Consider the following 21,035-nt stretch of genomic DNA (forward strand, 5'->3'; position numbering starts at 1 on the left):
TAAAATATGAAGCTTGAAAATGTTGATAGGAGTTTAGCTAAAAATTAATTTTTAATAATATTTTTATTATGAGTTAAGTGAGTGTTTTGGATATGACGATACCTTTATTTTAGAAATTAAAGCACCAATAATAAGGCGTGATAGCCAGAAGGATTGGTTGCAGAGTTAAGGGGGTACAATGAAAGAGGCCGCTTGACTAGAAAAAGTATTTAATAGCCTAAAATAATTTAAGGTTAAGTATGAAAAGGCATCTTAATCAGGATGCCTTTATTTTTATAATTCGGTTAACGCAATTTGGCAACGCTCTTCTGCAATATCTAATTCTAATTGCATTTGTTTAATATCTAAGATTTGCTGCTCCAGTTGTTCACGACGTTCCTGAATCTTGCTGAGCATGCTGGTTAGCTGTTTTTTATTACCTGTTGGATCATAGAGTTCAATTAGGCCCTTGCATTCAGCGAGTGAAAAGCCGAGGCGTTTGCCTCTTAAAATCAGCTTTAATGTGACCCTGTCTTTAGGGTTGTAAATGCGTTCCTGACCGCGTCGTTGAGGTGCTAGCATTCCTTGTTCCTCATAAAAACGAATAGCACGGGTGGTGATATCGAGCTCTTGGGCGAGTTCTGAAATGCTATAGGTTCTTTGTTTGCTCATGAGGTTTCCTAGGCTGTTGTTAGTGTATTAAATGCAACGGGGGCTTATTAAAACGTATTTTGCATGAAAGTGCTAAAAAAGCGCGCAAACAGGTTTGCGCGCAAAGTTTAGGGGAGTAAACCAACAATAAAAACGCTTATTGCTGGATAGTGCAGCCAGTTGCCTGCTGCAGCTCCTCGAAGGTTACGCCGTCGGCAAGCTCTACAAGCTGCAAGCCAGCGTCCGTAACATCGAGCACAGCTAGATCGGTAATGATCCGATCCACAACGCGAACGCCAGTTAAGGGGAGATCACATTGCTTTAATACTTTATGTGCGTTGCCTTTAGCACAGTGTTCCATCAAGACAACTACGCGCTTTACGCCCGCTACTAAGTCCATTGCCCCACCCATGCCTTTTACCATCTTTCCAGGGATCATCCAGTTGGCCAGATCACCTTGTTCAGATACCTGCATAGCACCTAAAATAGACAGGTTGATATGCCCGCCACGAATCATGCCAAAGCTGGTAGCACTGTCAAAATAGCTACTACCTGGTAAAGCTGTGATGGTTTGTTTGCCAGCGTTAATAAGATCAGGATCTAGGTTTTCTTCTGTTGGAAAAGGCCCTATCCCAAGCATGCCGTTTTCACTTTGGAGCCAAACATTTACGCCTTCTGGAATATAGTTGGCGACTAATGTAGGCAGGCCAATACCTAGGTTGACATAGAAGCCATCTTCTAGTTCGCGGGCTGCGCGCTGTGCCATTTGTTCACGAGACCAAGCCATAATTAGCTCCTTAATGTGCGTTGTTCAATGCGTTTTTCAGGGGTAGGGTTATGCACAATACGTTGCACATAAACACCAGCTAAATGCACATCATCAGGGTCTATTTCGCCAATCTCGACAATTTCCTCCACTTCAACAATACACACTTTGCTGGCCATAGCTGCAAGTGGGTTAAAGTTACGCGCGGTTTTATTGAATACAAGGTTGCCTGCTTTATCAGCTTTTTGTGCTTTGACAAGCCCAATATCAGCAAAGAGCGATTCTTCCATCACATACCATTCGCCATTGAATTGGCGGGTTTCTTTGCCTTCAGCTACCAGGGTGCCAAAACCTGTTTTGGTATAAAACGCAGGAATACCAGCACCGCCAGCACGTAGTTTTTCTGCAAGGGTGCCTTGTGGGGTAAAGTCTAGTTCAAGCTCACCAGCGAGATATTGACGCTCAAATTCTTTGTTTTCCCCAACATAGGAGGAAATCATTTTGCGAATTTGACGTGTTTCTAGCAGCTTGCCTAAACCAAAGCCATCCACGCCAGCGTTATTACTAATGGCAGTGAGATTGCGTTTGCCAGTATCGCGTAAAGCTTCAATTAAGGCTTCCGGGATGCCGCATAAGCCAAATCCTCCCACTGCAAGCAACATGCCGTCTTCGACAATGCCTTCAAGCGCCTTTGCTGCGCTTGGATAAACTTTATTCATATACGCCTCATTGTTATTGTTGTGGTGACTAAGCTTGCCAAGCACGAGCTACGCGAGAGTTAGTTTCGCGTCCGAGCACAGCGCTAATATGCAGTCCTACTTGGATGAGCTTATCCAAGTCAACGCCAGTATTAATGCCTAAGCCATTGAGCATGTAGATTACATCTTCACTGGCCACATTGCCGCTTGCACCTTTGGCGTAGGGACAACCGCCAAGACCGGCCACTGAGCTATCAAAAATATGAATGCCTTCTTGTAAACAAGCATAGATATTGGCAAGGGCTTGTCCATAGGTATCGTGAAAATGTCCGGCTAAATGGGCTTTAGGTATGACCTGGCTGACTTTGTTAAAGAGTTGTGCTGCTTTTTTGGCTGTGCCTACACCAATGGTATCGCCCAGTGATATCTCGTAGCAGCCCATTTCATAAAGCTGTTGTGCAACATCAACTACAGCTTCTGCGGCTATATTTCCTTCATAAGGACAGCCTAGTACACAAGACACATAGCCGCGTACTTTCACGCCTTGCTGTTTGGCTGCTGCTAATACAGGCTGAAAGCGGATAAGACTGTCAGCAATGCTGCAGTTAATGTTCTTTTGCGAAAAGCTTTCTGAAGCCGCCGCGAATACAGCAACTTCAGAGACACCCGCCTGCATAGCCGCTTCAAAACCTTGCATATTAGGTGTGAGTGCCGCATAGGTTATATGATCTGCACTTTGAATATGCTGGAAAACCTCGGCACTACCAGCCATTTGTGGCACCCACTTAGGTGACACAAAGCTTCCTGCTTCAATATAAGACAGGCCAGTTTGACTGAGCTTTTCGATGAGCGTGACTTTATCCGCTACGCTAATGGGTTGCTTTTCGTTTTGTAGCCCATCACGAGGGCCGACTTCGACAATGCGTACATGGGAAGGCAGGCTCATGCGGCGTCTCCTGTAATTTCTACAAGTACCATGCCATCACTGACCATTTCACCTTCGCTGCAAAAAATAGCTTGTACTGTACCTGCATGGGGCGCGCGAATGCTGTGCTCCATTTTCATAGCTTCCAGTACAACCAGTACATCGCCTTCGGCTACTTGCTGTTCTGGGCTTACCAAAACACGCACTATGCTGCCATTCATCGGGGCCGTTAAGCCACCTTGCGGATGGGCTGCAGCTTCGGCGAGCGCAATACTATCGACTGCGCTGATGCTGTGAATTTGTCCATCTAGCTCAAGATAGAGGGTATTACCTTGGCGGATAGCGCTATGGCTAGTGCGTTGTCCATGTTGCTCTAGGATTAGCCGGTCATTGGTTAAGCAAACACCTGCCAAGTCAGCTTCACGTAAGGTAATTTTTTGCTGCTCCTCACCACACGCAAGGTGCAATAAAAAACGCCTTGGTTGCGCAATACGTAAACCACAATTATTTGCCCAAGGTGAATTAGGATCGTCTTGGCGAGTAGTTTTTGGTTCTGAGAGCGCCCATGCGGCCGCAGCGAGCTTCCAGAAATGAGCGCTCTGAGTACTTGGCTTAACAAAGAGTTGTTCTGTATGGCGTTCAATAAAGCCGGTATCTAGCTCGGCCTTAGCAAAGGCCGGGTGGGCTAAAATGCGTGATAAGAAGGCAAGGTTAGTGCGTACGCCGGCAATTTGTGTGTCTGCTAGCATTGCTAGTAAGCGCTGGCGTGCTTCTTCACGGTTACTGCCCCATGCAATCAACTTGCTGATCATAGGATCATAGAAAGGAGAAATACTATCGCCTTGCTCAATGCCACTGTCGATACGACGGCCTTCGCCAGCACTGGCTTCGCGGTATAAATCAAGAGTACCTGTCGCCGGTAAGAAGTCATTATCAGGATCTTCTGCATAGAGGCGCACTTCAATGGCATGGCCATTTAAAGGTACTTGATCTTGTGTTAGAGGGAGTTTCTCGCCACGTGCAATACGAATTTGCCAAGCAACTAAATCTTGTCCTGTAATGAGCTCAGTAACAGGATGCTCTACTTGCAAGCGTGTGTTCATTTCCATAAAGAAAAATTCGCCGCGCGCATCCAATAGAAACTCAACTGTGCCAGCCCCAACATAGCCAATAGCTTGTGCAGCACGTACTGCTGATTCCCCCATGGCTTGGCGTAATTCAAGAGTTAAGCCAGGCGCTGGTGCTTCTTCAACAACTTTTTGGTGGCGACGTTGGATAGAACAGTCACGTTCATTGAGATAAATGCAGTTACCATGCTCATCAGCAAAGATCTGAATTTCTACGTGTCTTGGCTTAAGCACGTATTTTTCAACCAGCATCTTGGGATCGCCAAAGGAGGATTGTGCTTCTCGCTGTGCAGACTCTAGCGCTTGTTTTAAATCCGCCTCTTTTTCCACCACTTTCATTCCCTTGCCGCCGCCGCCTGCTGTAGCTTTTAGCAAAACTGGATAACCAATACGTTGGGCCGCTTCACGGAAGGTTTCGTAGTCTTGATTATCACCATGATAACCTGGTACTAAGGGCACGCCTGCTGTTTCCATTAAGGCTTTGGCGGCTGATTTACTGCCCATAGCTATAATGGCGCTGGCAGGTGGGCCTAAGAAAATTAGGCCAGCATCGGCAATAGCTTGTGCAAAGCTGGCATTTTCGGAAAGAAATCCATAACCAGGATGGATGGCTTGAGCGCCAGCAGCTTTGGCAGCGGCAATAATTTTGTCGGCTAGTAAGTAGCTTTCAGCCGGTTTAGCACCGCCTAGGTTGATTTTAATATCGGCTTCACGGGCGTGGCGTGCATTGGCATCTACTGCAGAATGCACGGCAACAGTAGTTAAACCTAATGATTTTGCAGTGCGCATTACACGGCAAGCAATTTCGCCACGGTTGGCTACTAAAAGGGTGTCGATAGAGCGAGTCATTGTTATTTCTCCTGCCATGAAGGTGAGCGTTTTTCAAAGAATGCGGTTAAGCCTTCTTGACCTTCTGGGCTAACACGTAAAGCAGCAATGGTTTGTTCTGTAGCTAAGCGAGTCGCCGCATCTAGTTTGCCGGTTTCTACCTTGATTAATAAGGCTTTGGTGGCCTGCATTGCCTGAGGGCTGTTAAGTTGCAAATTGGCCAGCCAGCTTTCGCAAGCCTGATCCAATTCAGCCGCCGGGTAGCATTGGTTCAATAATCCTAGTTGGCAGGCTGTTTCACCGCTAAAGCGCTCAGCAGTTAAGGCATAACGGCGTGCTTGGCGCTCACCTAAGGCTTTAACTACAAATGGACTGATTACTGCAGGTGCTAAACCAATACGTACTTCAGACAAGCAGATAATTGCATCTTGGGCGCCAATTGCCATATCGCAGCAGGCAATTAAACCAACTGCACCGCCAAAGGCGGCACCTTGTACTACGGCCAGTGTGGGCTGTGGAAGCTGGTAAAGCTGATGCATTAACTCGCCAAGCTCATGAGAATCGGCCAAGTTAGCTTGGTAATCCAGTTGAGCGGAATCTTTCATCCAGCCCAAATCAGCGCCAGCTGAGAAGTGCTTACCTCGACCGCGTAGAACAACCAGTTTACTTTGTGTATCTTCTTTGAGTTGGTTTAAGGCGTGGATGAGCTCTTTAATCACCAGCGCATTAAACGCATTATTTTTCTCTGGGCGGTTTAGCCACAGAGTAGCAATACCGTTATTGCGTTCTAGTTGAATTTCTTGGTAGGTCATATATCCACCTTACATACGGAATACGCCAAACTGAGTTGGCTCAGTTGGGGCATTGAGTGAGGCAGAAATAGCTAAGCCTAAAATATCACGTGTTTGAGCAGGGTCGATAACGCCATCGTCCCATAAGCGTGCGCTGGAATAATAAGGATGGCCTTGGCGCTCATATTGCTCAAGAATAGGGCGTTTGATTTCGGCTTCCTCAGCCTCAGATAAGTGCTGACCGGCACGTTGGGCTTGCTCGCGTTTAACTTGCGCGAGCACACCAGCTGCTTGTTCTCCACCCATTACACCAATACGAGCATTCGGCCACATCCACAAGAAGCGAGGATCATAGGCACGACCACACATGCCGTAGTTGCCAGCACCAAAGCTACCACCGATAATCACTGTAAACTTAGGCACTTTGGCGCAAGCAACCGCAGTCACTAACTTAGCACCATGCTTAGCAATACCGCCTTCTTCGTATTTACGACCTACCATGAAACCTGTGATGTTTTGTAAAAACACCAGTGGAATGTTGCGTTGGCAGGCCAGCTCAATAAAGTGCGCACCTTTTTGGGCGGCTTCGGCAAATAAAATGCCGTTATTAGCTAATATGGCGACTGGGTAACCATGAATGCGTGCAAAGCCACATACTAAAGTAGTGCCAAACAAGGCTTTAAATTCGTCGAACTCGCTGCCATCTACTACCCGAGCAATGACTTCACGTACATCATAAGGACGTTTAGCATCGGCTGGAATAATTCCATATAACTCATCGGCTGGGTACTTTGGTGCTTGCACTGGCAGGCTTTGTAGGCTGGTACGTTTTTTCCAGTTCAGGTTATGCACACAGCGGCGAGCAATGGCTAATGCATGATCATCATTTTCGGCATAATGATCAGCCACACCTGAAATACGACAATGTGTATCAGCTCCGCCTAAATCTTCTGCACTCACCACTTCACCTGTTGCTGCTTTTACTAAGGGCGGGCCAGCTAGGAAAATCGTTGCCTGGTTGCGTACCATAATGGTTTCGTCGGCCATTGCAGGTACATAGGCGCCACCAGCGGTGCATGAACCCATAACGACTGCAATTTGTGGAATACCCATGCCACTCATATTGGCTTGATTGAAGAAGATACGTCCAAAATGCTCACGGTCTGGGAATACTTCATCTTGACGTGGCAGGTTAGCACCGCCTGAATCTACTAAGTAAATACAAGGCAGGAAATTTTGCTGGGCAATGGTTTGTGCGCGTAAATGTTTTTTTACGCTGAGCGGGTAATAACTTCCCCCTTTAACTGTTGCGTCGTTGGCAATAATCATGCACTCCACGCCTTCAACGCGGCCAATGCCAGCAACTACACCAGCCGCAGCGACGTCTTCACCATAAACTTCATGGGCAGCTAATGGGGAAATTTCTAAAAAAGGCGATCCAACGTCCAATAGCGTGCTGATACGGTCTCGTACCAGTAATTTTCCGCGTGCAACATGGCGCTCTTGATAGCTGACGCCACCACCTAGATTGATTTTATCTAACACTGTGCGCAAATCATCTACTTGCGCCTGCATCGCTTGGCTGTTTTCTGCAAACTCAGGCGCGCGGGTATTCACTTTACTATGCAGGGTAGCCATACAATGGTCCTCTACTTCTTGTTTTAGAGGCTCCCAGCTGTCAGGGGAAACAGCCAGAAGCTAATTAAGTGGGGTTACTTAGTTTCGCGAAATAGTTCGCGGCCAATTAACATGCGACGAATTTCGCTGGTGCCAGCACCAATTTCATAGAGTTTGGCATCACGCAATAAACGTCCTGTAGGGAATTCATTGATATAGCCATTTCCACCTAGAATTTGAATGGCTTCTAAGGCCATTTGTGTGGCGCGTTCTGCGGTGTAAAGAATGACGCCTGCTGCGTCTTTGCGTGTGGTTTCGCCACGGTCGCAGGCGTTAGCTACGGCATACAAATAGGCACGGCTGGCATTAAGCTGGGAATACATATCGGCAACTTTGCCTTGAATAAACTGAAATTCCCCAATGCTTTGGCCAAACTGTTTGCGGTCGTGAATATACGGCACTACCACATCCATGCAGGCTTGCATAATGCCGACTGGACCACCAGCAAGTACAACACGCTCATAATCCAAACCGCTCATTAGTACTTTTACGCCGCCGTTGATTTCGCCCAGTACGTTTTCTACAGGTACTTCAACATTGTCGAAAAATAGCTCACAGGTATTGGAGCCGCGCATGCCTAATTTGTCGAATTTTGTACCACGGCTAAAGCCTTTCCAGTCACGTTCAACAATAAAAGCTGTAATGCCATGGGCGGCTTTTTCTGGTTCGGTTTTTGCGTAGATCACATAAGTATTAGCGTCTGGGCCGTTGGTAATCCAAGTTTTGCTGCCGTTTAAAACGAAGTGATCGCCTTTGCGTTCAGCGCGTAAACGCATGGAGACAACGTCTGAGCCTGCGTTAGGTTCGCTCATAGCTAGCGCACCAACATGCTCACCTGAAATTAATTGAGGTAGGTATTTTTCTTTTTGGGCTTGTGTGCCATTACGCTTGATTTGGTTAACACATAGGTTAGAGTGCGCACCGTAGGATAAGCCCACAGAAGCACTGCCGCGGCTAATTTCTTCAAGCGCAATCACATGCGCCAAATAGCCCATGTTGGCACCACCAAACTCTTCAGGCACTGTAATGCCAAGCAAGCCCATATCGCCAAACTTGCGCCACATATCAGTTGGAAAACTATTATCGCTATCAATAGCAGCAGCACGCGGTGCAAGTTCAGCATCAACAAAGCTACGCACTTGGTCGCGTAGCATGTCTACAGTTTCGCCTAGATTAAAGTTAAGGCTGGAATAGGTCATAACGGCACCTTTAGTTTGTAATTTTTGTTTGAAACGGTTATTGCCATCACTCCTAGCATTTAGTCGATGTTTACCTAAATGAAAAGAGCTTGTATGTTGTTAGTCATGGAAATGACCTTTACGTTAACGTAAACAAGTTGGGTATGAACTGTCAAGATTTGTCAGATTAGCCCTTAGTTGAACCTCAATAACAAGCATAAAACAGAGGGAATTCCTCATGAGTCTTCCGAGTTATACCTGTGGACCACAGGAGAAGCCTTTATTGGCAATGACCATTGGCGAGGCATTTGATCGCACTGTTGCTAAGTTTCCTGATCGGGAAGCCTTGGTCGTGCGGCAGCAATGCTTAAGTCTCACTTGGCGTGCTTTATCTGAAACCGTTAACAAGGCAGCAAAAGCCCTGTTGGCGCTTGGGTTAAAGCCTGGTGATAGGTTAGGGATTTGGTCGCCTAACTGTATGCAGTGGCTAGTTACGCAGTTTGCTACAGCCAAAGCGGGCGTTATTTTAGTGAATATCAATCCTGCTTATCGTGTGAGTGAGCTGGAATACGCGCTAAAACAGTCAGGTTGTAGTTGGTTAGTGACAGCTTCTGACTTTAAAAGCTCGGACTATCACGCCATGCTGAATGAGCTGATTCCTGAATTAGCCACGAGCAAGCCCGGACAGTTAGAAAGTGCTAAACTGCCCGAATTGAAAGGGATTATCAGTTTGCATGATAAACCCGCCCCCGGCATGATGGCATGGCAAACCGCAATGCACATGTCAAAAAATACCTCCTCCGAACAGCTAGAGGCTGTTGCACAAAGCTTACAATTCGATGATCCCATCAATATTCAATACACCTCAGGCACCACAGGCTTCCCTAAAGGCGCGACTTTAAGCCATTACAATATTTTAAATAATGGTTACATGGTGGGAGAAAGCCTTGGATTAACTGAGCATGACCGTATGGTTATTCCAGTGCCTTTGTACCATTGCTTTGGCATGGTTATGGGGAACTTAGGTGCTTTGACCCACGGCTCAACCATGATTTACCCTGCTGCTGCTTTTGATCCTGTTACTACGCTGCGTGCCTGTGCTGAAGAAGAAGCCACAGTGCTTTACGGTGTGCCAACTATGTTTATCGCTATGTTGGAGTGTGAGGAGCGTCCAGAGTTGGATTTATCCAAATTGCGCACAGGTATTATGGCTGGCGCTACATGCCCTATCGAGGTGATGAAGCGTGTCATCAGCGATATGAATATGAAGGAAGTGCAGATTGCCTATGGCATGACAGAAACCAGTCCTGTGTCTACCCAAACGGGAGCTGATGACAATCTTGAATTAAGAACAACAACGGTGGGTCGCACACAGCCGCATCTAGAGTCAAAAATTATTGATGACGATGGCAACATTGTTGAGCGCGGCAAAATTGGTGAACTATGTACACGTGGTTATAGCGTGATGTTGGGCTATTGGGGAAATCCAGAGGCCACACGTGAAGCCATTGATGAAGCGCGTTGGATGCATACGGGTGATCTGGCCATTATGGATGATGCCGGCTATGTACAAATTGTAGGGCGTAATAAAGACATGATTATTCGAGGAGGAGAAAATATTTATCCTCGCGAAATAGAGGAGTTTTTATATACTCACGAAAAAGTATCTGATGTTCAAGTAATTGGTGTGCCTTGCAAAAAATTTGGTGAGGAAATTGTAGCTTGGGTCAAGCTGCATGCAGGTGATGTCATTACTGAAGACGAGCTTAAAGCCTTTTGCAAAGGCAAGATTGCGCATTTTAAAGTGCCGCGCTATATCAAGTTTGTCGATGATTTCCCGATGACAATTAGCGGCAAGATACAGAAGTTTAAAATGCGTGAAGTGAGTGCGGCTGAACTGAATTTACAAGAAGGCTAGCACTAGAAAACGGCAAGCTAACCACTTGCCGTTTATTAACTAACAAAAAATAGGAGGTGCTAACAGTCGTATTAGATGTCAGTGGTAATAAAAAAATAATCAAAAAAGCATAACAAAGCATGAATAACAATAAGAGAACTCGCTATGCAAATGAACAAATACTACGCATTAACATTGTGCTCAGGTCTATTAGGGACTGTGCTGGCTCCTGTGGCTCAAGCCGACTTTATCCAAGATAGCAAGGCCGATTTACACTTGCGCAATTTCTATATGAATCGTGATTTTCGCGATAACGACAAACCAGGTTCTATTCTTCGTTCTGATGGCAAAGCACAGCATAAAGCAGAAGATTGGGGGCAGGCTTTTATGTTGCGATATCGCTCAGGTTATACCGAGGGTACTGTGGGGTTTGGCTTGGATGCATTGGGCTTGGTTGGTATTAAGCTTGACTCAGGTGCTGGTACCGGCGGCACAGGGGCACTAGTGCGTAGCAGGCACTCAGGAAGCTCGCATGACAACAGCTCATTTACCCCAACACTTAAAGCTAAACTGTCTAAAACCGTTGTAAGCTATGGCGGGCATGAGCCTATTTTACCTATAGTTATTCGTAACGATACAAGACTGCTACCGCAAACATTTATAGGCACCCAAATTGTCAGTAATGAAATTGATAATCTTACGTTGACTGCGGGGCAATATCAGCGCTCACGCTGGCGCAACTCCAGTGATAGAGAAAAAATGCCAATGTTTGCTGATGGCAGTAAGGGTGGCGTGGCGAGTAACAGATTTAACTTTGCAGGCGCACAATACAAAGCATTAGCAGGATTGCAGTTACAGTATTTTTACGCGCAGTTAAAGGATAATTATAAACAGCAGGTTGCAAGCTTTGATTACACCACCAAGCTCAGTGAAGATTGGGGCTTTAAACTAGATGGGCGCTATTTTAAAAGTGATAAGCAAGGCAATACAAATATTGACAATAAGCTCTATAGCAGCATGTTAGGCTTAAGCTACAAAGGGCATTGGCTCAGCGCGGGTATGCAAAAACAAAAAGGCGATACAGGCATGCCATTTATTGGTGGAGGTACTGATCCTTGGACCATGAATACCTTAACCTATCATCATTTTTTACGCGCTAAGGAAAACTCATGGCAAGTACGTTATGACTATGATTTTGCCAACCTGGGTATTAATGGGCTAACGCTAATGGCACGCTATGTTAAAGGTCATGATTTTAAAATTGCAGGCGAGCGTGCCAGAGAGTGGGAGCGAGATATTGATATTGTGTATAACTTCCAAAGCGATAAGTTGAAAAATCTTAGCCTTATGCTGCGTAATGTAGCCTATCGGGGAACGCACAGCGCTGGTGTTGATGAAAACCGTGTGATTGTCAATTATAAGATTCCATTGCTTTAAAAATAGACTCTGTAAAGCGACCTAGTTATGAACTAACCCTAAAAAGTTAATCCAGCTTTTTAGGGCAGTTTAGTGATAGGTTGTTTTGTTTAATGGGCTTAATTTATCAGTTTCTAAGGCTGTTAAACTTTAGCCGTGTTTACCTTATTGTAAATGCTCTGCATATTGAAGCTATAGCCGTGCTAGAGGGAGTTAGCGTGATTTCGAGACAACAATAACAATGCTCGGGAGCAGATATGACCAGTAAAACTGCTACGTCTAGCCGAAATTTTTCTACTCCAGTTGTGGGTGGTGTGTGGTCACAACTGAGTTACCCTGAAATTATCCAAGCAGCACGTGCGCGTAGTACTGCCTATGGTGTGAATGCCAGTGCAGATTCGTGCCTTAATCAACGTGTTGATTTAACAGAGTTAAGACAAACCAATAGCCTATTATTAGATGCAGCTGAACCTGTATTACAACAACTAATAGGCCAATTTGAAGGGCTCAATAATCAAGCCTTACTTATTTTGGCTAACCGTGATGCCACCATTTTAAGCGTTGAAGGGCAGGCGGCCTATCAAAACTATAACGAGATTAGTGACGTCGCCCCAGGAGTATGCTGGAGTGAGAAAATTCGCGGTACTAACGCATTAGGCACTGCTATTGCAGAATCACAGCCTATGCTAATTAACTGTGGTGAGCATTTTCTTGAACGACTTGGTAATTTTTCATGCTCATCTGTGTTACTCAATGATGCCAGTGGGCAGGTTTCTGGTGTTTTAAGTTTGGCACGCAAAGGCGCCTTGTCCGAAACCAAAGATAGCCTTTTATTGTTAAATTTAAGTGCTAATTATATTGAGCGTCGTTTATTTATTAGCAGCCAAAACCAACATATTAGTTTGGCATTTCATTGTAATCCTAATTATTTAGATTCACCTTGGCAGGGTTTGCTCTCAATTAACCTTGATGGTTATTTAATGGCCGTTAATGATGCAGCTTGTGAGTTACTAGGTCTGCCACGCGAACGTTTGCTGGGGCAGTCGTGTGAAAGCTTTTTGGGCGGGCGTGCGCCAGCATTTAAAAAAATCACTAAAGGTCTAGCCGGAAGTCTAAATACAAGGCGTGGTAAGCTCTATTATAAAATTCTACAAGTACCCAATACCGATCCAAATAATGCGTTTTTACCAACTAAAACAACAATAACAGCGCCAGATTACTTAACTACATCTAATCCTAAATTTGAAAAGAACTTAAATTTAACTCAGCGTGGTTTTGCTAAAGATTTACCAATTTTATTGTTAGGCGAAACAGGTACAGGTAAAGAGGTTATTGCGCGCACTCTGCATGAGCAAAGTGATCGTCGAGATCAACCGTTTATTGCGGTAAATTGTGCAGCTATTCCAGAAGGTTTAATAGAATCAGAGTTATTTGGCTATAAAGAAGGAGCTTTTACAGGGGCTCGTCGCGGCGGAATGGTTGGACGTTTGCAACAAGCCAATGGCGGTACATTATTTTTAGATGAAGTTGGCGATATGCCGTTGCAATTACAGGCGCGCTTATTGCGCGTGTTACAAGAACGTCAATTTACGCCATTAGGCGGTGGGCAAGAGCAGCGTTTAAACATTGGTTTGATTTGCGCTACCCACCGAGATTTGCGCCAACAGGTTGCAGATAATAGTTTCAGGGAGGACTTGTATTACCGCATTAATGGTATCAGTTTGCAATTACCAGCCTTACGCGAGCGCAATGATTTAAAAGACTTGTGCCAACTATTTTTAACACGCGAAGGCTTATCTCAGGTGCAATTGAGCAATGATTTGCAGCAGTTGTTAGCAGGCTATCATTGGCCAGGCAATATTCGTCAGCTAGAAATGGTAATGCGCACTTTAGCGGCTTTAGCAGAGCCTGAACAAAAGTACTTTAATTTAGATGATTTACCAGACAGCTTATTAGATGAGTTAGCCCAGCGTGAGCAAGACGCAATAGGGCATTGTATTCGTAGTAATGAAAATGAGTTGATACGCCAAGCCTTGTCAGCCCAAGAGGGTAACGTATCGGCAGCAGCACGGGAGCTAGGTATTAGCCGAGCGACTTTATATCGTAAATTAAAACAGTTGGACGCTTAATATGTCTTGGCTTGCGCGACTGATTAGCAGTCAGGAACAAACACGTCTGACAGCAGCTTTAACTTGGCTATATCAGTTTGTAAAGCCCCAGCGTAATGCCATTATTGGATTGTTGGCATTATCCCTAATAGCCACTTTTATTATGTTACTGCAACCTTGGTTAACTAAAACCTTGATTGATCAAGGCTTAATTGCAGGAAACTTTAGTGTGCTACTTGGTGTAGCTATTGGGATGGTGCTGGTTGGTGTATTAGGTACTGTGCTCTCAGGTGTCAATCGATATTTGCACACACAGCTTTCAGGAAAAATATTATTTGCCTTGCGTGATGCCTTGTATCGGCATCTGCAAAAACTATCGCCGGCCTTTTATAGTCGCTGGCGCATGGGCGATTTAATGACGCGTTTAGATGGTGATGTGGCTGAGATTCAGCGCTTTGCTGTAGATGCCTTATTTTCAGCCATTTCCAATCTATTAGGCTTGCTAGGCGCGCTTATCTTGTTGATGAGTTTGTCTTGGAAGCTGGCTTTGCTTGTATTGCTGCTAATGCCATTAGAGCTAGCTTGGCTGCGCTGGATGCGTCGTAAAGTTGAAAAAAACAGTAGAGCTTTACGTGAAAAATCCAGTGATATTTCATCCTTCATGGTGGAAACCCTGCCAGCCATGAAATTTATTCAAGCTAGCGTACAAGAAGAACGTGAAGCTCTGCGCCTGCAAGGTTTATCAGCTAATTATTTACAGCAGTTATTGCGCTTGCAGCTCACTGAGTTTTTTACCCAGGCGGTGCCTAGTTTTTTAACCTCTATTACACGGGCAGCGGCCTTTATTATTGGTGGTTATTGGGTTATTCAAGGCACATGGCAATTAGGTGCATTAATTGCCTTTTCAACCTATCTAGGCATGGTAATAGGGCCAGCTCAAAGCTTATTAGGACTGTATGTTTCAGTGCAGCGCATGAGCGTTAGCTTGTTGCGTGTACAAGAGCTACAAGAGGTGCCTATCAATATGTATAACCTCAGTAATCCTCAGCCAATTCCTTCTCATGCCAAAGGCCGAATTGCTTTGCAAAACCTGAGTTTTACTCATGAAGGTCGTACAGAGCCAACACTCATTGCTATTAATGCTGTTTTTGATGCAGGGCAAAAAATAGCGCTAATAGGTGACTCAGGTGCGGGAAAAAGTACATTAATTGATCTTTTACAAAGGTTTTACCAACCACAGCACGGCACAATCACCTTGGATAATGTAGATATATCACAGTTTGATATAGCTGAGTTTCGCCGCACAGTGGCCGTTGTAAGCCAAGATATAGTGATTTTTAGGGGTAGCTTGGCAGACAATTTACGCTATGTGGCGCCTGATGCCAGTGATGAGCATATTCTATCGGCGCTAGAGCAAGTACAGTTGCATTCGCTGGTGGAACAACTACCGCAAGGTATTCATAGCCCGTTAGCTGAGCGTGGGCAGCAACTCTCAGGTGGACAAAAGCAAAGGATTGCCATAGCACGCGCTTTATTACAAAAGCCGCTATTGTTAATTCTTGATGAGGCCACTTCTGCCGTGGATGAACATACTGAACAACGAGTAATGCAAGAGGTTGATCGACTGTTTGCACAGTGCACACGCATAGTCATCAGTCATCGTAGTTATACATGGCAACAGGCTGATGCCTGCTGGAAAATTCAGCAAGGGCGCTTACAATTAGTGGATACAGCCTATGTATAAACGCATAGGTGTAGTTGATAGTGGTTTTGCAAGGCATCAACAAGCATGGGTTTTCACCAGTCAACGTTTTGTGCTAACCAGTGTAGGGGTGTCACGCCAGGCCTGCATTACTGATCCAACTGGGCACGGTAGTGCTATTTTAGACGTTATACATTCACACCAACATCATAGCCGTTTCGCTATAGCCCAAGTATTTGATGAGCGGGGGCGAACCTCGGTTAAACAAGTTATTGCGGCTATTGATTGGTTGATTGAACAACATGTAGAGTTAATTAACTTAAGCTTAGGTTTACGCCATCATAACGAGGAATTGCAAGCAGCTTGCCAGCGGGCGAAAAATAAAGGCATCTTGCTAATGGCGTCTAGCCCAGCAATGGGTGAGCCTGTTTATCCAGCCGCTTATCCAGAGGTTATCAGCATAACTGGCGATGGCCGTTGTAAAAAGCCTGACCAATATACCCATTTAACACAAGGTAATGCTAAGTTTGGTGCTTATGTACAAGGGCCAGCACCTCATGCAGGGGCAAGTATGGCCTGTGCTCATTTTGTAGGAATTTGGGCGCGCAATACCTTAGAGCCATTATCCAAGGAGGCGTTGTTATGACGCTAAAAATGACAGCAGTATTAGAAATTGAGCACCAACACAGCCAAAAATTAACTCAATTAACGCCTTTGTTAGCTGAACAACCTTTTTTCACGCTGGATGCGCTCAGTGATGGTGATTTATCTTGGTGGATTAACCAACAGTTACAAGATGCACGCCATGAAGATGGTGGTATCGAATTAAAATATGTATCTTCTTTGGCAGGGGGCTATGTATTACAGCAAGACGGACAGCTGCTATCCTTGCCGGGTTGTTGTGCTTCATTGAGTGATATAGGCTCATGGGTTGAATTGGCAAGAGGCGTTACTGAAAACTTTTATCAAGGGCATCCAGCTCCTGTTCTCAGTATTGAGCATGATAATCTCTGCTTTAGTTGGTTTTCTGGCAGCCCTTGCCAAGATGCTTGCATCAGCTTATTAGAGCTCGAAAAATGCACGCAGGAAATGGAAAGAATAGTCCAGGGTATAGCCTTTCGGATTGAAAAATTGACGCAAAATCATGCACTTGCTCAGGTGCTGGTCTATGGCAAATATGCCTAATTATCCTAGAAGCTAGAAATAACGACAGGCGTTAGATTATGCCTTGTGCTAAAAACTGATGTTTAGGCCAGTGCGCTTAGCTTCATATTTCAGCTGTTATTTTTTGCTACTATTGTACACAAACTATTTACAAGGATAGCCTAGTGTTTCGTCAATCTGTGTTAGCCGCCAGCCTCGCGCTTTGCCTGTTCAATAGTCCAAATGCCTTGGCCAATCTTGATCAAAAAAGTTTTAAATTATTAGATAAAGCTGAAACCTTGCTCAATGAAGCGGCTAGTTTGCCCGATAGCAAATGGATCGGCCGTGACAAACAGTCAGCCTATAATGAAATTGATAGCCTAATTGAGGAGATGCTTGATAAATTAGGTAGCGAAAAAATCAAACAACAACGTAAAACTTACCGCAAAGTAGAACAGGCGATTCTTGATGAGCAACAAGAAATTAGCCGTCTAAAAGAAAAACAGTATTTTGCTATTTCTGAAGAAGCCAGCACGCTGACTAAATATACACCTACAGCGACTTTAAAAAGTTGGACAGCACAAACCAAAGGCGACTACCAACTATTAATTGATGCAAGCGCGCAAAATATTAAAGAGTTAGAAGCAAGCTTAGTTCAGTTGCGTACTGAAATGAGCCAAGAGCTGGCAGTGATGGGAATCGACTTAGCTCCAGATAAGCTAGATTTTTTACTTAATACAGTAACAGGTGATGATATCGTTAGCATGATGCTAACCTTTGAGAGTATTAAGCAAGTAACAGAGCAGTTAGCTACTTTAGTCCAAGCTAATAGTGAGAATCTGGATGCAGTCAAGCGTTACTACGGCATGATTGTGGTGTTACATCGTCTGGTTGTTAATATGCAGCAAAGCTTTATTGGTAAAATTGAAACTAGCTATATTCCTAAGCTAAAAATCTATCAAAAAGAAGCCGTAGAAAATATAAAACAAGCCAAGAAATTATTATCTTTAACGCCCAAAGAAAACCGCGATGTATTGGTTAAAAATATTGAATCTAACCAACTAACAGCACAGGTTACGGCGGTTTATGTAGAGTATTTACAAGATCAGTTACAGCAAGTAAAAAAAGCATTAACACAGGCCAAACAAAAAGAAGCCGTTGCTGAAAATACTTACGCTACTGTGAGACTAAGCTTGCAAGTACTTAGCTTGATTCGCGAAAGCCAACGTGATTTTGAAGCTTTAGCTAAATTACAAATGCCAGAAATAATGCCGTTTGATAATCCAAAAATAAAGGAAGAGTTTTTTAATATTACTAATAAGTTGAGATAACCTATGTAAGGTTATCTCTATCTATTACTGGTTGATTGAGGTGCATTTCTTTAATGCTTCTGCTTCTAGCAGTTGCTTGGTGTCTGGAGCAATTTTTTGAATGCTAATTGCACAATGACCACCACTTAGATAGAAGGAAGCTTCATAGTCAGTGCCCGGCTTGGGAGTAAAAGCGCCACTAAAGCGGCACCATTGGTGGCTATTAATACCAGGAATACTGGTAAAACCATCCAGCACAAGCAGTTGGTCAGTAGGAACGATAATTTCTTCAAAGTTTACTCGAGAAAATGTGCTTGTATTATTTTTTAAAGCATTTGCACTTTTTTCTGTCTCAGGCATACCAACGCTTATATTATGTTTAGTGGAGGGTAGGGAGAGATATACACCTTTGTTGAATCTATCCTTACCAAAGGCGTCAGTCCATTCACTGCAACTATTAGCGGCATAGTATCTAATTTCTGCACCACTAGAATATAATCGCACTCGGGCTTCTTTAGCAGGATTGTAAGTGCTATCTTCAACAATTAATTCTGAAGGTGCTGTGACCTCTTGAAATAGACTATAGGGCGATGGCAGGTAAGGGCTGCAACCTACTAATAGAATAGGTGAAAGCAGTATGCATAATAAAAATTTTCGATCCATGAAGTAATCCCTGCATAATGTATTGATTTTGTATCAATAATTGTACATTTTCACACTACTAAATCTAGTGATTTATCGCTATAAAAAAATCTATTTATTTTAAAGTAATATGTATAGTACAAAAGGCGCAGCTAATTAGCTGCGCCTTTTGGTTTAAACCAAAGAACTTCCTGATTTTTTAGCATCCTTTATATCTTTAACTAATCCTGCACAAAGTACAAATAGTACGCCGCTAGCAATAGCAGGCCAGATAAGGATGTAGGTGGTTAAGGCTAAGTAAGTCATAACATCTCCTAGTTTTTTTGAAACTCAATAACACGTTGGTTAATTTTTCTAAAATCAAAGCCTTTCGCTTTGCTCAATAAGGTGACTAAAGTGCAGACAATGGCACTGGCACCGTAAGCTGTTAGGGAGCTAAGTAGTACCAGGTAGTCACGTAAGAAGCCAACAGTAAACGGGAGTAATACAAGGCTTGAAATGACTCCAATAGATAAGCCAGCGCCTTTGCCAAAGAAACCAAAAGTCATTAATCCCAAGACAACACCCGCGCCAAGCGTGGCGGTGCTTTCGATGAATATGGCAGGTAACCCTGTGAGTTCAATCCATGAGAAACGCACAATAATAAACAGTAAAAACGCGATTAACACTGAGCTGGTAAAGGCAGTATTAGTCACCTTGTTCCAATAAAGGCTGACGATTACCGGAAACACGATAGCGCCCCATAAAGCCCCGACGAAAATTAACATAGATAAAATATCTAGTTTTAGGCTGGCAAAAATAATGCCGAGCATGGTGGCAACAATCATGGTTATTCGGCCAATCCATAACATTTTTTGTGGGCAGGGTTTGTTTTTACTAATTTGCTTACCGTAAATATCAGTCATTACGATAGCGGATAAAGCGGACAAGTCAGAGTCAGCGGTAGACGACAGTGAGCCGATAACCATTATAAAGAGTAGCCCCACCATAATAGGGGATAAATAGGTGGCTGCCATCTGTGGGATAAGATTGTTTAAATCACCATCAATAGGCGTGATTCCAGCAAGCAGAGCCAATAAACCCAGCATGCCCAAACCAATAACAATAGAACCATAGCCAATAGTGGCGGTAATAAAGCTGGGTTTTATTAGATCTTCACGAACAGCGAATAAGCGTTGAGCAATGGTTTGGTTGCCTATGGCATAGGCGAGTACAGCTACAAAAAAAGGCGCGCCTTGCTCTAATATAGCTGTTTTGGAAAAGAAGTTTTGTTGCTCTGCGCTGAGGTTGCTTAGTCCTGTGACAAAGAGATTGGGGCCGCCTAGCTCAAAAAATAGCATGGGAATAATCACAACGGCTGCCACAATCATAGCGATTAACTGACCGAAGTCTGTAAATACAGATGATCTAAAACCAGACCATAGGGTATAGGAGAGTACGCCAAGCCCAGCAATTAAAACACCGTGTACAAAGCTAAGCGGGGATAAAATATCGACCAAAGCGCCAGCGGCGGTGAAGTTCACCATTAAGCTAATAACGCTGCCAATAATGTTAGATAAGGCAAGAATCATTTGGCTCGCGCTACCATGGCGTGCGTGCATGATTTCAGCCAAGGTGTGAGCGTTAGGTGCTAGTTGGCGAAAGCGTTTGCCGAAAGGGTAAATAAAGAGAATCATTAAGGCGCCCCAGAATCCATAATGTAATGCGCCTGAAAAACCGTATTTGTAGCCTGAACTAGCGGCTGCATAAAAAGAGGCGGCCCAAATCCATGTGGCGGTCATGCTGGCGGCAGACATGCCAAAGCCGATAGAACCATTGGCTACCATGTAGCCATCTACATTTTCTTTTTTCTCTCCTATTCCCAAGCTAAATAAAAAGGTTATGCCGTAAAAGGCTAAAAGCAAACAGACAACAGTTGTTGTCGAAAATTGAAACATGTCAACTCCTTTAAATGCGACAAAGCGAGCAAGCACGCTGAGTACGCTAAATAAAGGCACTTACTGTTTTAGTGAGGACAGTAAACACCACAAGAACACTGTCAAAAAACCATTAAAGAGTAGTTATAGGCTTACCAGAGTAAGCTGGATTTTTGCAGCATGAAGTCAGCAATGGCTGAGAGATACGTGGAATTATGGGTAGTTAGTTAGCACCACGTGGCAGGGAATATAACATTTTGTAAGGATATTATATTTATATA

18 protein-coding genes are annotated in these 21,035 nt (G+C 44.2%); 7 read left to right on the forward strand and 11 right to left on the reverse strand.

All coding sequences use genetic code 11. The features are described 5' to 3' along the window. Window positions 1-273: 273 nt before the first annotated feature. The 8 genes from VQ643_RS14695 to VQ643_RS14730 all read right to left on the reverse strand — a co-directional run bounded on the left by VQ643_RS14695 (window position 274) and on the right by VQ643_RS14730 (window position 8,641). Window positions 274-651 (reverse strand): MerR family transcriptional regulator, encoded by a 378-nt coding sequence (locus VQ643_RS14695; RefSeq protein WP_414200849.1) that lies wholly within the window; start codon window positions 649-651, stop codon window positions 274-276. 136 nt (window positions 652-787) lie between these two features. Next, window positions 788-1,417: a CoA transferase subunit B gene (locus VQ643_RS14700; protein ID WP_414200852.1), complete on the reverse strand. Its 630-nt coding sequence runs from the start codon at window positions 1,415-1,417 to the stop codon at window positions 788-790. A 2-nt stretch (window positions 1,418-1,419) separates the two neighbouring features. Further along, a complete protein-coding gene (locus tag VQ643_RS14705; RefSeq protein ID WP_414200855.1) occupies window positions 1,420-2,115 on the reverse strand; it encodes a CoA transferase subunit A in 696 nt (231 codons plus the stop codon). A 28-nt stretch (window positions 2,116-2,143) separates the two neighbouring features. Then, window positions 2,144-3,040: a hydroxymethylglutaryl-CoA lyase gene (locus VQ643_RS14710; RefSeq protein ID WP_414200857.1), complete on the reverse strand. Its 897-nt coding sequence runs from the start codon at window positions 3,038-3,040 to the stop codon at window positions 2,144-2,146. After that, window positions 3,037-4,995 (reverse strand): acetyl-CoA carboxylase biotin carboxylase subunit, encoded by a 1,959-nt coding sequence (locus tag VQ643_RS14715; protein WP_414200860.1) that lies wholly within the window; start codon window positions 4,993-4,995, stop codon window positions 3,037-3,039. Before VQ643_RS14715 ends, VQ643_RS14710 begins: the two co-directional genes overlap by 4 nt. A 2-nt stretch (window positions 4,996-4,997) precedes the next feature. Then, on the reverse strand, window positions 4,998-5,786 hold the full coding sequence (locus VQ643_RS14720; RefSeq protein ID WP_414200863.1) for a gamma-carboxygeranoyl-CoA hydratase: 789 nt from the start codon (window positions 5,784-5,786) through the stop codon (window positions 4,998-5,000). Window positions 5,787-5,795: 9 nt separating this feature from the next. Then, window positions 5,796-7,403, reverse strand: coding sequence for a carboxyl transferase domain-containing protein (locus tag VQ643_RS14725; RefSeq protein ID WP_414200866.1), 1,608 nt, complete (start codon window positions 7,401-7,403; stop codon window positions 5,796-5,798). A gap of 74 nt (window positions 7,404-7,477) precedes the next feature. After that, window positions 7,478-8,641 carry an isovaleryl-CoA dehydrogenase gene (locus VQ643_RS14730; RefSeq protein WP_414200869.1) on the reverse strand — a complete coding sequence of 388 codons (1,164 nt, stop codon included), beginning with the start codon at window positions 8,639-8,641 and terminating at the stop codon, window positions 7,478-7,480. Window positions 8,642-8,858: 217 nt separating this feature from the next. Here VQ643_RS14730 and VQ643_RS14735 point away from each other — a divergent pair, with 217 nt between their 5' ends. From VQ643_RS14735 to VQ643_RS14765, 7 genes are all read left to right on the forward strand, one after another. Further along, on the forward strand, window positions 8,859-10,538 hold the full coding sequence (locus tag VQ643_RS14735) for an AMP-binding protein (RefSeq protein WP_414200872.1): 1,680 nt from the start codon (window positions 8,859-8,861) through the stop codon (window positions 10,536-10,538). Window positions 10,539-10,682: 144 nt separating this feature from the next. Next, window positions 10,683-11,954: an OprD family porin gene (locus VQ643_RS14740; RefSeq protein ID WP_414200874.1), complete on the forward strand. Its 1,272-nt coding sequence runs from the start codon at window positions 10,683-10,685 to the stop codon at window positions 11,952-11,954. A gap of 236 nt (window positions 11,955-12,190) precedes the next feature. After that, window positions 12,191-14,062 (forward strand): sigma-54-dependent Fis family transcriptional regulator, encoded by a 1,872-nt coding sequence (locus VQ643_RS14745; protein ID WP_414200876.1) that lies wholly within the window; start codon window positions 12,191-12,193, stop codon window positions 14,060-14,062. Between the two features lies 1 nt (window position 14,063). Then, window positions 14,064-15,785 (forward strand): ABC transporter ATP-binding protein, encoded by a 1,722-nt coding sequence (locus VQ643_RS14750; RefSeq protein WP_414200878.1) that lies wholly within the window; start codon window positions 14,064-14,066, stop codon window positions 15,783-15,785. Continuing rightward, window positions 15,778-16,389 carry a S8 family serine peptidase gene (locus tag VQ643_RS14755; RefSeq protein ID WP_414200880.1) on the forward strand — a complete coding sequence of 204 codons (612 nt, stop codon included), beginning with the start codon at window positions 15,778-15,780 and terminating at the stop codon, window positions 16,387-16,389. The genes VQ643_RS14750 and VQ643_RS14755 overlap by 8 nt, the downstream gene beginning before the upstream one ends. Beyond that, complete coding sequence (locus VQ643_RS14760; protein ID WP_414200883.1) at window positions 16,386-16,928, forward strand: hypothetical protein; 543 nt, start codon at window positions 16,386-16,388, stop codon at window positions 16,926-16,928. The genes VQ643_RS14755 and VQ643_RS14760 overlap by 4 nt, the downstream gene beginning before the upstream one ends. Window positions 16,929-17,071: 143 nt before the next feature. Further along, entirely contained in the window at window positions 17,072-18,217 is a 1,146-nt protein-coding gene (locus VQ643_RS14765) for a hypothetical protein (protein ID WP_414200886.1), read from the forward strand. Window positions 18,218-18,241: 24 nt separating this feature from the next. Here VQ643_RS14765 and VQ643_RS14770 read toward each other — a convergent pair whose 3' ends face one another. The 3 genes from VQ643_RS14770 to VQ643_RS14780 all read right to left on the reverse strand — a co-directional run bounded on the left by VQ643_RS14770 (window position 18,242) and on the right by VQ643_RS14780 (window position 20,775). Further along, a complete protein-coding gene (locus tag VQ643_RS14770) occupies window positions 18,242-18,859 on the reverse strand; it encodes a hypothetical protein (protein ID WP_414200888.1) in 618 nt (205 codons plus the stop codon). A gap of 153 nt (window positions 18,860-19,012) precedes the next feature. Continuing rightward, window positions 19,013-19,144, reverse strand: a complete 132-nt coding sequence (locus tag VQ643_RS14775) for a putative transporter small subunit (RefSeq protein ID WP_414200889.1) — start codon at window positions 19,142-19,144, stop codon at window positions 19,013-19,015. An 8-nt stretch (window positions 19,145-19,152) separates the two neighbouring features. Further along, the gene (locus tag VQ643_RS14780) at window positions 19,153-20,775 is read right to left on the reverse strand and encodes a sodium:solute symporter family transporter (RefSeq protein WP_414200892.1); all 1,623 of its coding nucleotides are present in this window, start codon (window positions 20,773-20,775) and stop codon (window positions 19,153-19,155) included. Between the last annotated feature and the right edge of the window lie 260 nt (window positions 20,776-21,035).

Source organism: Pseudomonas sp. F1_0610 (assembly GCF_047470865.1).
In the GTDB taxonomy this organism is placed as follows: domain Bacteria; phylum Pseudomonadota; class Gammaproteobacteria; order Pseudomonadales; family Pseudomonadaceae; genus JAZDRH01.

Coding starts and splice junctions, on each gene's coding strand:
- VQ643_RS14695 (WP_414200849.1), bottom strand. CDS start 651: ATGAGCAAACAAAGAACCTATAGCATTTCAGAACTCGCCCAAGAGCTC.
- VQ643_RS14700 (WP_414200852.1), bottom strand. CDS start 1,417: ATGGCTTGGTCTCGTGAACAAATGGCACAGCGCGCAGCCCGCGAACTA.
- VQ643_RS14705 (WP_414200855.1), bottom strand. CDS start 2,115: ATGAATAAAGTTTATCCAAGCGCAGCAAAGGCGCTTGAAGGCATTGTC.
- VQ643_RS14710 (WP_414200857.1), bottom strand. CDS start 3,040: ATGAGCCTGCCTTCCCATGTACGCATTGTCGAAGTCGGCCCTCGTGAT.
- VQ643_RS14715 (WP_414200860.1), bottom strand. CDS start 4,995: ATGACTCGCTCTATCGACACCCTTTTAGTAGCCAACCGTGGCGAAATT.
- VQ643_RS14720 (WP_414200863.1), bottom strand. CDS start 5,786: ATGACCTACCAAGAAATTCAACTAGAACGCAATAACGGTATTGCTACT.
- VQ643_RS14725 (WP_414200866.1), bottom strand. CDS start 7,403: ATGGCTACCCTGCATAGTAAAGTGAATACCCGCGCGCCTGAGTTTGCA.
- VQ643_RS14730 (WP_414200869.1), bottom strand. CDS start 8,641: ATGACCTATTCCAGCCTTAACTTTAATCTAGGCGAAACTGTAGACATG.
- VQ643_RS14735 (WP_414200872.1), top strand. CDS start 8,859: ATGAGTCTTCCGAGTTATACCTGTGGACCACAGGAGAAGCCTTTATTG.
- VQ643_RS14740 (WP_414200874.1), top strand. CDS start 10,683: ATGCAAATGAACAAATACTACGCATTAACATTGTGCTCAGGTCTATTA.
- VQ643_RS14745 (WP_414200876.1), top strand. CDS start 12,191: ATGACCAGTAAAACTGCTACGTCTAGCCGAAATTTTTCTACTCCAGTT.
- VQ643_RS14750 (WP_414200878.1), top strand. CDS start 14,064: ATGTCTTGGCTTGCGCGACTGATTAGCAGTCAGGAACAAACACGTCTG.
- VQ643_RS14755 (WP_414200880.1), top strand. CDS start 15,778: ATGTATAAACGCATAGGTGTAGTTGATAGTGGTTTTGCAAGGCATCAA.
- VQ643_RS14760 (WP_414200883.1), top strand. CDS start 16,386: ATGACGCTAAAAATGACAGCAGTATTAGAAATTGAGCACCAACACAGC.
- VQ643_RS14770 (WP_414200888.1), bottom strand. CDS start 18,859: ATGGATCGAAAATTTTTATTATGCATACTGCTTTCACCTATTCTATTA.
- VQ643_RS14775 (WP_414200889.1), bottom strand. CDS start 19,144: ATGACTTACTTAGCCTTAACCACCTACATCCTTATCTGGCCTGCTATT.
- VQ643_RS14780 (WP_414200892.1), bottom strand. CDS start 20,775: ATGTTTCAATTTTCGACAACAACTGTTGTCTGTTTGCTTTTAGCCTTT.